Consider the following 14,520-nt stretch of genomic DNA (forward strand, 5'->3'; position numbering starts at 1 on the left):
CGCCGAGCGGTTGCCGGTGAAATAGACGCTTAAACCGGCGGCAGGCACCGGGGGCGGCGCGCCCGCCTCAGGTGAACCGGTTGTCACGCGGGAAGCCTCGGGGCGCCATGCGGCCGGCACTGGCACGTTTGCCGGTCCATTCGGCCAGCGCCGTCTCGGTACGGGTGCGCCCGGCGGGGTCTTTCCAGCTGAGCCCCTCTTCGCGGCTGAAGGTCGTCAGATCCGACAGGCCGCCGTCCTTGAATTTTTGCAGGCGCACGCCCTTACCACGCCCCATCTCGGGCAGCTCATCAAGGCCGAACACCAGCACCTTGCGATTTTCGCCCACGGTGGCGACACTGTCGCCGCTCACGGGTTTGCAGACCAGCGCGCGGGTGTCGCCGCGCACGTTGAGAACTTGTTTACCCGAGCGGGTCTGGGCGACAACCTCCGCCTCGGGCACGACAAAACCGTCCCCGGCGGTGGAGGCGACGATCAGCTTGCCCTCGGGGTCGTGGATGAACAGCGCCACGATCTGCGCCTCATTGGGCAGATCGACCATCAGGCGGACAGGCTCCCCCATGCCGCGCCCGCCGGGCAGGGCCGTGGCGCCGATGGTGTAGAACCGCCCGTTGCTGCCGAACACCAGCAGCCGGTCGGTGGTCTGCGCGTGGAAGATAAAGCGCGGGCCGTCGCCGTCCTTGAACTTCAGCTCGCGTTCAAGATCGATATGGCCGTTCATCGCGCGGATCCACCCCATTTCGGAGCACACGACGGTGATCGGCTCCCGGTCGATGAGCGCCTCTAGCGGCACATCCTCGACCTCGCCCGCCTCGGCAAAGGTCGAGCGGCGCGCGCCGCCTTCGTAGTCCTTGCCGAATTGCTTTTTGGTCGCCCGCAGCTGCTCGGTGATCGTCTGCCATTGCAGATCGACGCTTTCGAGCAGATCCTCCAGCCCCGCGCGTTCCTCCATCAGCTCGGACTGCTCGCGCAACAGTTCCAGCTCTTCGAGGCGGCGCAGGCTGCGCAGACGCATGTTCAGGATCGCCTCGGCCTGCACTTCCGACAGCTCACCCTCGCCGGGCGGTGGGGTGACGTAATCCTTTTCGTCCATGGCGCGCACGTGGTCGCGGCCCCAATCCTCGCGCATCAACGCGGCCTTCGGCTCCTCGTCGTAGCGGATGATGTCGATCACCCGGTCCAGGTTCAGAAAGGCGACGATGAACCCTTCGAGCACTTCAAGCCGGTGGTCGATCTTGGACAGCCGGTGCCGTGAGCGGCGCTCCAACACCTCGCGGCGGTGATCGAGGAAGGCGCGCAGCACTTCCTTCATCGAGCAGACCTTGGGCGTGACCCCGTCGATCAGCACGTTCATGTTCAGCGAAAACCGCACCTCAAGGTCAGTGACGCGGTAAAGCGTGCCCATCAGCACTTCCGGATCCACGTTTTTCGAGCGTGGCTCAAGAATCAGGCGGATGTCTTCGGCGCTTTCGTCGCGCACGTCGGCCAGCAGCGGCGCCTTCTTGGTCTGGATCACCTCGGCGATCTTTTCGATCAGCTTGGATTTCTGGACCTGATAGGGGATCTCGGTGACGACGACCTGCCACTGGCCTCGGCCCAGATCCTCCACCTCGTAGCGGCAGCGCAGGCGAAAGCCCCCCTTGCCGGTGCGGTAGGCCTGCGCGATCTGGTCCGCAGGCTCGACAATGATGCCGCCTGTGGGGAAATCCGGGCCGGGAACGTATTTCAGCAGCGTATCGTCGTAGCAATCGGGCGTGCGGATCAGGTGGATACAGGCATCGCACAGCTCGGCAATGTTGTGCGGCGGGATGTTGGTGGCCATGCCCACGGCAATGCCCGACGCGCCATTGGCCAGCAGATTGGGAAACTGCGCAGGCAGCACGGCAGGCTCCGTCAGGCGGCCGTCGTAGTTGTCGCGGAAATCCACGACATCCTCGCCCAGCCCTTCCAGCAGCGCCTCTGCCACGGCGGTCATGCGCGCTTCGGTATAGCGGCTGGCGGCCGGGTTATCCCCGTCGATGTTGCCGAAATTGCCCTGCCCGTCGACCAGCGGGTAGCGCACGTTGAAATCCTGCGCCAGACGCGCCATCGCATCGTAAATCGCGGCGTCCCCGTGGGGGTGGAAATCGCCCATCGTGTCGCCGCTGATCTTGGCCGATTTCAGGAAACCGCCCGTCGATCCCAGCCGCAAGCGGCTCATCGCATAGAGGATCCGGCGATGCACGGGTTTGAGCCCGTCACGCGCGTCGGGCAGCGCGCGGTGCATGATCGTGCTGAGCGCATACGTCAGATAGCGATCACCCAGCGCACGGCGCAGCGGTTCGGACATCTGGGCGGCGCCGGTGTCCTCGGGATCGGAAATATCTGACATGGCCCTTGTCTAGCGCCGGGCCTTTGCGGCGACAAGCGGGTGTTTGCGCTCCTGCCTCGCCGCGAACGCGAAAGCGTGGCGATTCAGTGACGAGTCAACTTTCTTGGTTTTTCCCCTCAAAAAATATCAATTCCTGGTTTATTGAACTTTTGGGGGAAGCGGCGCGTTCCGTTTCTGAGATGTCTGCGGGAGATCAATTATGAAAACGTTTATCGGTTTGACCTTTGCCTTTCTGGCATTCGCTTTCTACGAGATGAGCGGCGGCTCCGAGTTCGAGCCCGCAAGCGCACGGATCGAGGCGCAAGCACCTGTCGCGACGGCAGAGGCGGCCCCCGCCCCCAAGATCGGGATCACCCGGACCGCAGCGGTTGCGCCTGAGCCGCAAGTAACCCGTGTCGCCCTCAACCTGACCAACCTTCAGGACGCGACAGAAGCCGCTACCGCCCCCGACGCTTCAAAAATCACGGCCACGCCGGGAAATAACGATGTTCAGATCACGCCGGTTGCCCTTGATCAGGGTGATGCAAATGCCACTGAAGAGTCGCCGCAGATCATCCTTCCGAGCCTGATCGCCACCACGCCCGAGGCGCCACGCGGCGACATTCGCGAGGTCTCCGGCAACCGCGTGAACGTGCGCGGCGGTCCCAGCACGGATTACGGCGTTGTTGGCAAGCTGACGCGCGGCGACGCGGTGCGTGTGCTCGAGGACAACGGCAACGGCTGGGTCCTGATGGAAGCCGTGAACGGTGGCACCGAAGGCTGGATGGCCGAATTCCTGCTCACCTCCGGCTGATTCGCGCGCAGCGATTGCAAACGCCCCGAAAACGCGCCAGTGAGGCCTCGCACAATGCGGGGCCTTTTTCATGTCGACACCTAGCATATTGATCACCGGCTGCTCTTCGGGCATCGGCTATGCGGCAGCGCACGGTCTGCGCGCGCGCGGCTGGCGGGTGTTTGCGGCCTGCCGACAGGAACTGGATTGTGCGCGCCTGCGCGACGAGGGGTTTGAGAGCCCGCAACTGGATTACACCGATGCCGACAGCATCATCACCGCGCTCGCGGACGTGCTGGAGGCAACGGGCGGCACGCTGGACGCGCTGTTCAACAACGGCGCCCATGGCACCCCCGGTGCGGTGGAGGATCTGCCGACGCAGGCGCTGCGCGAGATTTTCGAGGCGAATTTCTTTGGCTGGCACACGCTGACCAATGCCGTGATCCCGGTGATGCGCGCGCAAGGATCGGGTCGGATCGTGCAATGCTCGTCCGTGCTGGGTCTGGTCGCGCTGCCATGGCGCGGGGCCTATAACGCCACGAAATTCGCGCTCGAAGGGCTGACCGACACGCTGCGCCTTGAGATGCGCGGCACGGGCGTCCACCCCATCCTGATCGAGCCCGGGCCGATCACCTCGCGCATCCGGCATAATTCGATCGCGCATTTCGAGCGCTGGATCGATTGGGAAAACTCTCCTCGCGCCGCGCAATACGAGGCCGAGCTTGGCCCCCGGCTTTATGCCGATACGGGCCCCGACAAATTCGAACTGCCCCCGAGGCGGTCGTCAAAAAGCTGATCCACGCCGTCGAGAGCCGCCGCCCGCGCGCGCGCTACTATGTCACGACCCCGACGCATATCGCAGGCACGCTGCGCCGGTTGCTCAGCACCCGCGCGCTGGACCGCGTGATGAGCCGCTAGGGGGTTGCCGAGCCTGCGCGCCCCGCTACATCCCCATCCAGCCAACCCCAAGGAGACCCCATGTCAGATCCGTTTTTCATTCTCATCGTCATCGCCGTGCTGGCGGTTGTCGTGGTACTGATGATGGGGCTTGGCGGATTTGCCAAAGGCGGCAAATTCAACGCCCAGAATTCCAACAAGTTGATGCGCTGGCGGATCGGTTTGCAGTTCCTCGCGGTCGTGCTGATCGCGATCTACGTCTTTACGCGGAGCTAGATCATGGTCGTTCTCAACAAGATTTACACCCGCACCGGCGACAAGGGCGATACCGCACTCGGCAACGGGGAGCGAATCGCCAAGCACGACACGCGGGTCGAAGCCTATGGCACGGCGGATGAACTGAACTGCTTTGTCGGCGTCGCGCGCCTGCACGCGGAGGGAGAGACCGACGAGGCCCTGTCACGCATCCAGAATGATCTGTTCGATCTGGGCGCCGATTTGTGCCGCCCCGACATGGAAAAAGACGCCGAGGCTGAATACCCGCCGCTGCGCATGGCGGACGCGCAGGTTGACCGGCTGGAAGCCGAGATCGACGTGATGAACGCCAATCTTGAGCCGCTGCGCAGTTTCATCCTGCCGGGCGGGGCCGAACTGGCCGCACATCTGCACGTCTGCCGTACCGTGGCACGGCGCGCGGAGCGGTTGGCAACGGCCCTTGGCACCCGCGAGAGCGTGAACGCGGCCGCGGTCACCTACCTCAACCGCCTCAGCGACTGGTTTTTTGTCGCCGCCCGCGTCGCCAACAACGGCGGCAAGGATGATGTCCTGTGGATTCCGGGCGCCAACCGCTAGGGGTTTTTAAGCGGTCAGCGCGCATGCAATCGCGGGCGCAAACCCCGCCGAAACGACCGTTACGTGACGTGCGCAGTGTCGCAGATGGCGGTTTTGCCCTATTTTGCGGCGCGCCGCTTCGTTAAACAGGGCTAGATTAACGAGAACGCGCCCGCACGGGCCGCGTCGCAACCCAAGGAGAGACCCGCTCATGAAGGTGCTTGTACCTGTCAAACGCGTGATCGACTACAACGTGAAGGTTCGCGTCAAAGCGGACGGTTCCGGCGTCGATCTTGCCAACGTCAAAATGTCGATGAACCCCTTCGACGAGATTTCCGTCGAGCAGGCCATCCGCCTCAAGGAAGCGGGCCAGGCCGATGAGGTCGTCGTCGTCTCCATCGGCGTCAAGCAAAGCCAGGAAACCCTGCGCACCGCCCTCGCCATGGGTGCCGACCGCGCGATCCTGATCGTGGCCACCGATGACGTGCACCAGGACATTGAGCCGCTGACCGTCGCCAAGATCCTCAAGGGCGTCGTGGACGAAGAGCAGCCCGGCCTCGTGCTCTGCGGCAAGCAGGCGATCGACAATGACATGAACGCGACCGGCCAGATGCTCGCCGCCCTCATGGGCTGGAGCCAGGCAACCTTCGCCTCCGAAGTCGAGATTGCGGGCGACAAGGCCAAGGTCACACGGGAAGTGGACGGCGGTTTGCAGACGATCGAAGTGGCGATGCCCACAGTTGTGACAGTCGATCTGCGTCTGAACGAGCCGCGCTATGCCTCGCTGCCCAACATCATGAAGGCCAAGAAAAAGCCGTTGGATGAAAAAACACCCAGCGACTACGGCGTGGAAATCGCGCCCCGGCTCGAAATCCTGAAAACCGAAGAACCCGCCGCGCGTGCCGCCGGTATCAAGGTTGGCTCGGTCGATGAACTTGTCTCGAAACTCAAAGAAGCGGGGGCCGTGTAATGGCTGTACTCCTCCTTGCAGAAGTGAACGACGGCGAACTGGCGATGGACGCCACCGCCAAGGCCGTGACAGCGGCCGTGCAACTGGGCGAAGTGACCGTGCTGTGCGCCGGTGGCTCTGCCGCGGCAGCGGGTGACGCGGCCGCAAAGATCGACGGCGTGGCAAAAGTGCTCGTCGCCGAGGATGCAAGCCTTGGCCACCGCCTGGCGGAATCCACGGCGGCGCTGATCGTGTCGCTGGCGGATGACTATGAGCACATCGTCGCCCCGGCGACGACCGATGCCAAGAACGTCATGCCCCGCGTGGCAGCCCTGCTGGACGTGATGATCATCTCCGACGCCTCCGGCGTGGTTGATGGCAGCACATTCGAGCGTCCGATCTACGCGGGCAACGCGATCCAGACCGTGAAATCCTCCGACGCGAAAAAGGTCGTCACCTTCCGTGGCGCCTCCTTTGACGCGGCGGGTGAAGGCGGCTCCGCTTCGGTCGAGACGGTGAGCGCGGCAGCCGATCCCGGTCTGTCGAGCTGGGTCGAGGACAAGGTCGCCGAAAGCGATCGCCCCGAGCTCACATCGGCTGGTGTCGTTGTCTCCGGCGGTCGCGGTGTCGGCTCCGAAGAAGACTTTGCCATGATCGAAAAACTGGCGGACAAGCTGGGCGCCGCCGTCGGTGCATCGCGCGCGGCGGTCGATTCGGGCTACGCGCCCAACGACTGGCAGGTCGGCCAGACCGGCAAGGTCGTCGCCCCCGATCTCTATGTCGCTGTCGGCATCTCCGGTGCGATCCAGCACCTTGCCGGTATGAAAGACAGCAAGATCATCGTCGCGATCAACAAGGACGAAGAGGCGCCAATCTTTCAAGTTGCCGACTACGGCCTCGTTGCCGATCTGTTCGAAGCCGTGCCCGAGCTGACAGAAAAGCTCGGCTGATCGCCTCAAGACGGCGGATATCAGGCCCCATCCGACACACGTCGGGTGGGGCTTTTTTCATGCGCGGATCATCAGATCGTCAATCACCGGAACAAGGGTGCGCGCGATGTGCTCATGCACCTGCGGCCCAGGCAGACGCCCCGCCGCCCTTTCCTGCGTCGCATCAAACAGCTTTCCGTCCGTCTGCCCGTCAGGCGCATCATAGGTTATCTGCACCTGCGCCGCGCAGGCAGGCGTGAGCGCGTCGAGCATGGCGGCGCTGACCAGTGGCGGCATCCCCGATCCGCTCAGCCCGCCACGCGCGGGCGGCGCCCCCTCCCCCAGCCAGAGCAGGACCGCAGGCCCCGCCACGGCGTCCAGCAGCGTGGACATCCGGCGCTGCCACGCGCGTTGCAGCGATTTTGCCACCAATTCGAACCTTTCCGGATCATGCCGCCTGAGGAACTGCGTCAGATGCTGCGTGAAATGAAACCGCGCAAAATCCACGTCCGGGTAGAGCCTGCGCAGCACCGGCGCGGCCTGCACGAAGCGGTCGTTGCGACGCGGATGCACACGGTAGTAGTTGTTGCTTAGATTGATGGCGCCGGGCACCTCGATCACGGTCACTGCCGCCGCCCCGGCCAGCTGAGGGATCGCTGGATCGCGCAGCAGCATATCAACCCCCATCGTCGGCTGACCCAGATTGACCGACACCACCCCGTTGCCGTGTTCCACGCACATCGGAAAGGGACGTTCGATAAAGCTGCCGTAGGTCAGCGCCCCGCCCATGAACGCCGTAAACCGCCCATCCGTCGGGCGCGCAGGCCCCCGGAACCGCAGCCGCGACGCGCCATACGCGCACGGCATATAGTCAAGGGCCTGCGGCCCCAGTACATCACAGGTCATTACACCCACCTCATTTTCACCCATCCTCACTCTCACCGAGGGGCCCTTACGATTCGCTTAAACGGCGGGTTTTGCGAAAGCTTGATACAATCATGGGGCCTTGCGGCGCGTTGCGGGTGCGCCGTAAGGTGGCGCAAACGTGAAAGGGCAGAGCATGGAAATCCAGACAGTCGGGATCGTGGGCGCGGGCCAGATGGGTAACGGGATCGCGCATGTGATGTCCCTTGCGGGCTATGACGTCATGCTCAATGACATCAGTGACGATGCTCTTTCTCGCGCGATGGAGGCGATGCGCGCCAATATGTCCCGTCAGGTCGGGCGTGGCAAAATCGCCGAGGACGACATGGAAGCGGCCCTCGCCCGGATCAAGACCACGACAACGCTGACCGATCTCGGCAGCTCTGATCTGATCATCGAGGCGGCGACCGAGCGCGAAACTGTCAAACAGGCGATATTCGAAGACCTGTTGCCCGCGCTCAAGCCAGAGACGATCCTGACCTCGAATACCTCGTCGATCTCGATCACCCGTCTGGCCAGCCGCACGGACCGGCCCGAGAAATTCATGGGGTTCCATTTCATGAACCCCGTGCCGGTGATGCAGCTGGTCGAGCTTATTCGCGGGATCGCCACGGATGAGCCGACGTTCAACGCCTGCCGCGAGGTGGTCGCGCGCCTGAACAAGACCGCCGCCAGCGCGGAGGATTTCCCGGCCTTCATCGTCAACCGCATCCTGATGCCGATGATCAACGAGGCGGTGTATACGCTGTATGAAGGGGTCGGGTCGGTCGAATCCATCGACAGCTCGATGAAGCTCGGCGCCAATCATCCGATGGGCCCGCTAGAGCTTGCGGATTTCATCGGCCTCGATACCTGTCTGGCGATCATGAACGTGCTGCACGACGGGCTGGCAGACACCAAATACCGCCCCTGCCCCCTGCTCACCAAATATGTCGAGGCCGGGTGGCTGGGCCGCAAGTCCAAGCGCGGATTCTACGACTACCGCGGCGATGTGCCGGTGCCGACGCGCTAGGCGCTCTCGACCAGCACCACCAGATTGCCGTCAGGATCCTTGAGCCGCAGAAACCGCGTGTGCGCGCCCTGCTCGATCTCTTCCGCGCTGGCAATTCCCAGCCGCAACAGTTCGGCATCCAGCAGCGTGACCCGCAGGGTCAGCGTGCCGCTTCCCACACCGGCACCGCCGGCAAAAAGCTGAAATCCCGCCTCTGGCCCCAGATACCATTCGCGCAGCCCCTCCATCGGGCTGGCATCCGCCTCGCGGCCAAAAAGATGGGCGTACCATGCGGCACTCACGTCAATGTCGGTGCATGACAGATTGGCCAGGATCGCCGTAACGGCCAATGATCAGCCCTTGAGCGCCAGCGTATGCGCGCGCAGCCACGCCATGAAACCGCGCGGATCGTCGGCGCGCGCGTCAATCTCGGCCGGGTCGATGGGCGCGCCCACGACGGGCGCCTGCGGCTTGTTGCAGCTGTGCACGATCTCGTGCAGCAAAAGGCCCTGGCGCAGCATCGGGGAGAGTTTGTTGGCGATCTGGTAGGCGCGTGAATTCTGCCCCGGAAAGCGGATCGGCACGACCGTCGCCCCCGAACGGCGGATCATCTTGGCGGTAAAGACGTTCCATTCCGCCTCAACCGCCGGGCCCCACCACGTCTCGGACGCGGCAACCACGCCGGAGGGGAACAGCGCCACGACGCCGCCTTCCTTCAGATGGGCCATCGCCTTGGCCCGCATCTCGACGCCTTTGCGCTGCGCGTCGGGGTCATGGGGAAACGGCACCGGGATCATGTAGCTGCCCGCGACCTCATCAATCGACGTCAGAAGCGAGCGCGTGAGGATACGGTAGTCCGGGCGCACCCGTCCGATCAGATCGGCAAAGATCATGCCGTCGACCATGCCGTGCGGATGGTTTGCGACCACAATGACAGGCCCGTCGCGGGGGATCAGATCCAATTGCGCCTGCGGGGTTTGCAGTTCAATGCCCATGGTGTCGAGCGCCGCCCGCCAGAACGCCTGCCCCTTGGGCGCGCCCCGACGTTCGAATTTGCGGATCATGCGCAGCACGCTGACTTTTCCGCTAACCCATTCGATCCCGGAAATGATCCGCTGCTTGACCGGATCCTCAAAGGTCGAGGCATAGGAAAGGCTGCGGCGGTCGTATTTTGTAAATGAGATCGTCTCGTCCGCCGGGGCGCGCGCCTCGCGGGCACTTATGTGCTGCGTCTTATCGACCACTTGAGCGTCCTCGTTCTCGTTACCGTGCGCGGGTCACATGCCTTCCCCGAATTTGTCGGCCACCAACGCGGTGAGCGCATCCGCCAGGGCCTCGGCATCGGGACCAGACGTCTCAATGTCAATAAAGCTTCCCTTGGCCGCTGCCAACATCAAAAGCCCCATGATACTGTCGCCCGATGCGCTCTCGCCGTCCTTGCTGACCTCGGCGGAGGCATCGAATCCCTCGACGACCTCAACCAGTTTGGCAGAGGCACGGGCGTGCAGCCCCTTTTCGTTGACGATTTCCAGCGTGATACGCGGCATGGCGGCCTCTTTTTCGGGGGGTCTATTCGGCTGAGACGTTCTGCGCGTCGATGTATTTCTTGCCGGCCTCGAGCGCCGCGCGCACCGCATCCGCAAGGGGCTTGTGGCGGCTTTTCGCCAGTTTGATCAACATCGGCAGGTTCGCTCCGTAGAGGATGCGCCGCCCGGCAGGCTTGCACGCCAGCAGGCTGAGGTTGGAGGGGGAGCCGCCGTAAAGGTCGGTCACGACAACCACGCCCGCGCCGGTATCCACGGCATCGGCGGCCTCGCAAATCTCACGTTCCTTGGCGCTGCGGTCATGGTCCGCGCGGATTTCGATCGCGCGCACACCGTTCTGGGATCCCACCACATGCTCGATCGCCGCGAGATATTCCCGCGCCAATCCGCCATGGGCCACGATCACGATCCCGATCACGCTGTGCTCCCTCCCTCACGCTGCCGTGCAGCAATCTCACGGTGTCTAATTGACACCTGCCAGCCCGCCTGCGCAAGGCGCAAAGCGTGCGCTTCGGCCAGTGTGACCGAGCGATGCTGCCCGCCGGTACACCCAAAGGCGATTGAGAAATGGCTTTTACCCTCTTCGCGACAGGCGGGCAGGATCAGCAGGCTCAGATCCAGCACCTGTTGCGCAAAATCGGCGTAGCGCGGATCGCTGGCGACATGGGCTGCCACAGCGTCATCCGTGCCGTTCAGCGCGCGCAGCGACGGCACCCAATAGGGGTTTTTCAGAAAGCGGCAGTCGTAGACCATATCGACCGAGCGCGGCAGGCCGCGTTTGTAGGAAAACGACTGCACCGTGACCGCGAGGTGCCGCTTGCCACCCGGGGCGAACCATTGCTCCACCTCGGCGCGCAATTCGTGCACGTTCAGGTCCGTGGTGTCGATCAGCACATCGGCACGCGCGCGCAGGGGGGCAAGCAGATCCTGCTCTGCCTCAATCCCTTCGGCGGGGCGGTCGGCGGGGGCCATGGGATGACGGCGCCGCGTCTCGGAGAACCGGCGCAGCAGCACGTCCGTGCTACAATCGAGGAACAACAGCTCCGCCACGACCCCTTCGCGGGTGGCAAGACGGCCCAGCAGGTCAATCACCGAATTGGTCGAGAAATCGCGGTTGCGCGCGTCGATCCCCAGCGCCATCGGGCGCGCCTGATCCGCCTCTTGCAGCAAGGTCGGCAGCAGGCGCAGCGGCAGGTTGTCGATCACCTCGAATCCCGCATCCTCCAGCACATTGAGCGCAGAGGAGCGCCCGGCGCCCGACGGCCCGGTCACAAAGACGATGCGCTTTTGTCCTGCCGCGTGTTCGCTCATGGCTCCTCTGCTCTGCTGCCCCTTAGATAGGCATGAATGGCCGCCGCAAAATGGGGTGCGTCAACCTTGTGCAGACACGGCAGCGTGATGTCCATGAATTTCACGCTGCGCTGCGGCGGCAGCCGGTCGGTTTCGGTCTGTGACAGATCCACCGCTAGGTGCAGTGGTGCCCGCGGCAAATGCAGCACCCGCAAAAGCCCCACGCCGCGCGCCTCGATCAGCCCGGCGATGGTTGCGGGTGGTTCGGCCCAGAGTGTGCCCTCACTGGCGCTCAGCGTCGTGCGGTCGTCAGCCACGAGGGTTGCCCCCATCGCCATCAGTGAAAGGGCCAGCGCGGATTTGCCACTGCCCGACGGACCCAGGATCAACACCCCTGCCCCATCCACGGCGACACAGGTGGCGTGCGGGGTCACAGCCTAGATCGGCAGGCCGACGACAAACCGCGCGCCCAGCGGCTCTGAAATCGGATCGGCGTCGGTGGGGCGGATATTCTCGGCCCAGATTACCCCGCCGTGCGCCTCGACGATCTGTTTCGAGATCGCGAGGCCAAGGCCGGAGTTATTGCCAAAATGCTCTTCGGGACGCTGGCTGTAGAACCGTTTGAAGATCTTCGAGAGCGCCTGATCGGGGATACCGGGGCCGGTATCCTCGACCACGACCAACACGCGATTGTCGCGCTTGCGCGCCCAGACGCGGATCGCATCGCCGTCCTCACAAAAGGAAATCGCGTTGGTGATGAGGTTCACGAACACCTGCGCCAGCCGCGCCTCAAGCCCGTGCACGGTGATCGGGTTGCGCGGCAGATCGACGATGAAATCAATGCCTTTGCCCTTGGCATCCTCGCCCAGATACTGACCCAGATTGCCCAGCATGACCATCAGATCGAACGGTTCTTCCTCCTCCTTGACCAGCTCACTGTCGAGGCGCGAGGCGTTGGAGATGTCGCTGACCAGCCGGTCCAGCCGACGCACGTCATGGTCGATCACATCCAGCAGCTTTTCGCGCTGATCGTCACGTTTGACCATGCGCAGCGTGCCCACGGCAGAGCGGAGCGAGGCCAGCGGATTCTTGATTTCATGCGCCACATCGGCGGCAAATTGTTCGTTCCCGTCGATCCGGTTGTAGAGCGCCGAGATCATGCCCCGCAGCGCGCCGGACAGGCGGCCAATCTCGTCCGGGCGGCCGGTCAGATCGGGGATGCGGATGCGTCCGGGGTTCATCTTGCGCGCGTTCTTGTCGCGGCCCAGCTCGGCGGCGGCGGCCAGATCGGCCAGCGGATTTGCGATGGTCGAGGCGAGCACAAGGCTCAGACCGATGGACACGAGCGTCGCGATAATGAACATCTGCAACACGCGCTCACGCTCGGTGCGCACAAGGCGGTCGATCTCGCCACTGGCGGAGGCGATGGCGATGGCGCCCACGGCGGTGCCTGCCTGCTCGATCGGGGTGGCCACGGCGATCAGCGTTGCGCCGTTATCGTCCCGCTCTTCCTTGATCTGCGGACCATTGGCGAATGTCGCCGCGATTACCGGCTTGAGGCGATCCTGAATGGTTTGCGGCGCGTCGTCTGCCCAGCTGAACGGAGCCGAGATTGTATTCCACAGCCAGCTCAACCCGTCGGTCAGGATCGTCTTGTTGCCCTCTTCGGCCTGACGCGCCAGCGCCGCCGGATCGACCTGCGCCTCATATTTGGTAATCAGGGCGCCCTCGGGATCGTAGACAAGCACCTGAATGCCCGACCGCAAATCAAGCCCGGCCAGAGTGCGGTCGACATCCACATCCGCACCGGAGGCCAGATCGGTCTGCCCCGTCTGAGGCAGTTGCGCCTCGATCACATCGGCGATCAGCTCGGCTTCGCTCACCAGCGATGTGGCGCGTTGCACCGCGAGGCTGTCGCGCGAGGAATTGAGATAGAGGATCCCCGCCACCAGCACATTCAAAGCGATCAGATTGAACGTGATGATCTTGCGCGTGAGCGGAGAGGCGCGCAGGGAAAACAGGCCGCGCCGCTCACGGCGGGCCCGGATCTCATTCGGTGCGGCATTGTCCGGGGCGACCCAATCGTCGCCCAGAACTACATCGGCATCCCTTTTGGCGGGGGGCAGATCGCGCACGAAACTCCTTTCGGCCAGTGCCATCGGACCGGTCTATTCTTCGTTGTATCTGTAACCGATGCCGTAGAGCGTCTCAATCGCGGAGAATTCCTCATCGGCGGAACGCATCTTCTTGCGCAGGCGCTTGATGTGGCTGTCGATGGTGCGGTCGTCGACATAGACCTGATCGTCATAGGCCACATCCATCAGCTGATCGCGGGATTTTACGAAACCGGGGCGTTGGGCCAACGCCTGCAACAGCAGGAATTCCGTCACGGTGAGCGAGACATCCTTGCCCTTCCACGACACCGCGTGACGCAGCGGATCCATGCGCAGATCGCCCCGCTCCATCACCTTGGTTTCTTCGGTCTCGCCAACCTCGTCGGAGGCGACGGCATCCTGACGGCGCAGAAGCGCGCGGATGCGTTCGACCAGCAAACGCTGGGAGAAAGGTTTTTTGACGTAGTCGTCCGCGCCCATGCGCAGGCCCAGAACCTCGTCGATCTCGTCGTCCTTGGACGTCAGGAAGATCACCGGCATCGCGGTTTTCTGGCGCAGACGCTGCAACAGATCCATGCCGTCCATGCGCGGCATCTTGATGTCCAGAACGGCCATGTCGGGCAGACGCTTGTTGAAAGCGTCCAGCGCTGCCTGTCCATCGTTATAGGTTTCCACCTCGAAACCTTCGGCTTCAAGAGTCATCGAGACGGACGTCAGGATATTCCTGTCGTCGTCGACCAATGCAATTTTTGACATTGCCTGTTTCCTTGTGCTGCTCAATGTTTTGTTGTTTTTCTGGGCATTGATCACTCCTTTCGGACCCGAATCAACATAAAAGTGCGAATCGGTCGGGTCGGTAGCCACATTTCAGCCATAATTTCTTTCAGAATGGCTAAATTGCCTCACAT

The 14,520-nt window shown here is 63.3% G+C and carries 16 protein-coding genes and 1 pseudogene; 7 read left to right on the forward strand and 10 right to left on the reverse strand.

All coding sequences use genetic code 11. The features are described 5' to 3' along the window. Positions 1 to 67 precede the first annotated feature (67 nt). Positions 68 to 2,371 (reverse strand): DNA topoisomerase IV subunit A, encoded by a 2,304-nt coding sequence (gene parC / locus KDD17_RS12300; protein WP_212703929.1) that lies wholly within the window; start codon positions 2,369 to 2,371, stop codon positions 68 to 70. A 199-nt stretch (positions 2,372 to 2,570) separates the two neighbouring features. Here parC and KDD17_RS12305 point away from each other — a divergent pair, with 199 nt between their 5' ends. From KDD17_RS12305 to KDD17_RS12330, 6 genes and pseudogenes are all read left to right on the forward strand, one after another. Continuing rightward, positions 2,571 to 3,164 (forward strand): SH3 domain-containing protein, encoded by a 594-nt coding sequence (locus KDD17_RS12305; protein ID WP_212703930.1) that lies wholly within the window; start codon positions 2,571 to 2,573, stop codon positions 3,162 to 3,164. A 70-nt stretch (positions 3,165 to 3,234) separates the two neighbouring features. Further along, positions 3,235 to 4,061, forward strand: a pseudogene (locus tag KDD17_RS12310) (SDR family NAD(P)-dependent oxidoreductase). Positions 4,062 to 4,121: 60 nt separating this feature from the next. Then, positions 4,122 to 4,316, forward strand: coding sequence for a twin transmembrane helix small protein (locus KDD17_RS12315; protein WP_212703931.1), 195 nt, complete (start codon positions 4,122 to 4,124; stop codon positions 4,314 to 4,316). A gap of 3 nt (positions 4,317 to 4,319) precedes the next feature. Continuing rightward, on the forward strand, positions 4,320 to 4,892 hold the full coding sequence (locus tag KDD17_RS12320) for a cob(I)yrinic acid a,c-diamide adenosyltransferase (RefSeq protein WP_212703932.1): 573 nt from the start codon (positions 4,320 to 4,322) through the stop codon (positions 4,890 to 4,892). A gap of 190 nt (positions 4,893 to 5,082) precedes the next feature. Then, positions 5,083 to 5,841: an electron transfer flavoprotein subunit beta/FixA family protein gene (locus KDD17_RS12325; RefSeq protein WP_212703933.1), complete on the forward strand. Its 759-nt coding sequence runs from the start codon at positions 5,083 to 5,085 to the stop codon at positions 5,839 to 5,841. Further along, positions 5,841 to 6,770: an electron transfer flavoprotein subunit alpha/FixB family protein gene (locus KDD17_RS12330; RefSeq protein ID WP_212703934.1), complete on the forward strand. Its 930-nt coding sequence runs from the start codon at positions 5,841 to 5,843 to the stop codon at positions 6,768 to 6,770. Before KDD17_RS12325 ends, KDD17_RS12330 begins: the two co-directional genes overlap by 1 nt. A 57-nt stretch (positions 6,771 to 6,827) precedes the next feature. On the opposite strand, the gene KDD17_RS12335 is transcribed toward KDD17_RS12330, so the two are convergent. Beyond that, positions 6,828 to 7,655: a DUF6473 family protein gene (locus KDD17_RS12335; RefSeq protein ID WP_212703935.1), complete on the reverse strand. Its 828-nt coding sequence runs from the start codon at positions 7,653 to 7,655 to the stop codon at positions 6,828 to 6,830. Positions 7,656 to 7,809: 154 nt separating this feature from the next. Here KDD17_RS12335 and KDD17_RS12340 point away from each other — a divergent pair, with 154 nt between their 5' ends. After that, positions 7,810 to 8,685: a 3-hydroxybutyryl-CoA dehydrogenase gene (locus tag KDD17_RS12340; protein ID WP_212703936.1), complete on the forward strand. Its 876-nt coding sequence runs from the start codon at positions 7,810 to 7,812 to the stop codon at positions 8,683 to 8,685. On the opposite strand, the gene KDD17_RS12345 is transcribed toward KDD17_RS12340, so the two are convergent. From KDD17_RS12345 to KDD17_RS12380, 8 genes are read right to left on the reverse strand one after another with little or no spacing between them, the layout of a single operon-like run. Continuing rightward, positions 8,682 to 9,014, reverse strand: coding sequence for a VOC family protein (locus KDD17_RS12345; protein ID WP_212703937.1), 333 nt, complete (start codon positions 9,012 to 9,014; stop codon positions 8,682 to 8,684). The two genes, KDD17_RS12340 and KDD17_RS12345, sit on opposite strands and share 4 nt — an antisense overlap. Before the next feature lie 3 nt (positions 9,015 to 9,017). Further along, a complete protein-coding gene (locus KDD17_RS12350) occupies positions 9,018 to 9,887 on the reverse strand; it encodes a lysophospholipid acyltransferase family protein (RefSeq protein WP_254796966.1) in 870 nt (289 codons plus the stop codon). A 54-nt stretch (positions 9,888 to 9,941) separates the two neighbouring features. Then, positions 9,942 to 10,211, reverse strand: a complete 270-nt coding sequence (locus KDD17_RS12355; protein WP_212703938.1) for an HPr family phosphocarrier protein — start codon at positions 10,209 to 10,211, stop codon at positions 9,942 to 9,944. Positions 10,212 to 10,233: 22 nt separating this feature from the next. Further along, positions 10,234 to 10,626 (reverse strand): PTS sugar transporter subunit IIA, encoded by a 393-nt coding sequence (locus KDD17_RS12360; protein ID WP_212703939.1) that lies wholly within the window; start codon positions 10,624 to 10,626, stop codon positions 10,234 to 10,236. Next, entirely contained in the window at positions 10,623 to 11,519 is an 897-nt protein-coding gene (gene rapZ / locus KDD17_RS12365; RefSeq protein ID WP_212703940.1) for an RNase adapter RapZ, read from the reverse strand. The genes KDD17_RS12360 and rapZ overlap by 4 nt, the downstream gene beginning before the upstream one ends. Then, on the reverse strand, positions 11,516 to 11,932 hold the full coding sequence (locus tag KDD17_RS12370; RefSeq protein WP_212703941.1) for an HPr kinase/phosphorylase: 417 nt from the start codon (positions 11,930 to 11,932) through the stop codon (positions 11,516 to 11,518). Before KDD17_RS12370 ends, rapZ begins: the two co-directional genes overlap by 4 nt. Before the next feature lie 3 nt (positions 11,933 to 11,935). Next, positions 11,936 to 13,657, reverse strand: a complete 1,722-nt coding sequence (locus KDD17_RS12375) for a sensor histidine kinase (protein ID WP_212703942.1) — start codon at positions 13,655 to 13,657, stop codon at positions 11,936 to 11,938. 9 nt (positions 13,658 to 13,666) lie between these two features. Further along, positions 13,667 to 14,368, reverse strand: a complete 702-nt coding sequence (locus tag KDD17_RS12380) for a response regulator transcription factor (RefSeq protein WP_212703943.1) — start codon at positions 14,366 to 14,368, stop codon at positions 13,667 to 13,669. Positions 14,369 to 14,520: the final 152 nt, after the last annotated feature.

Source organism: Sulfitobacter albidus (genome assembly GCF_018200035.1).
GTDB classification, from domain to species: Bacteria; Pseudomonadota; Alphaproteobacteria; order Rhodobacterales; family Rhodobacteraceae; genus Sulfitobacter; species Sulfitobacter albidus.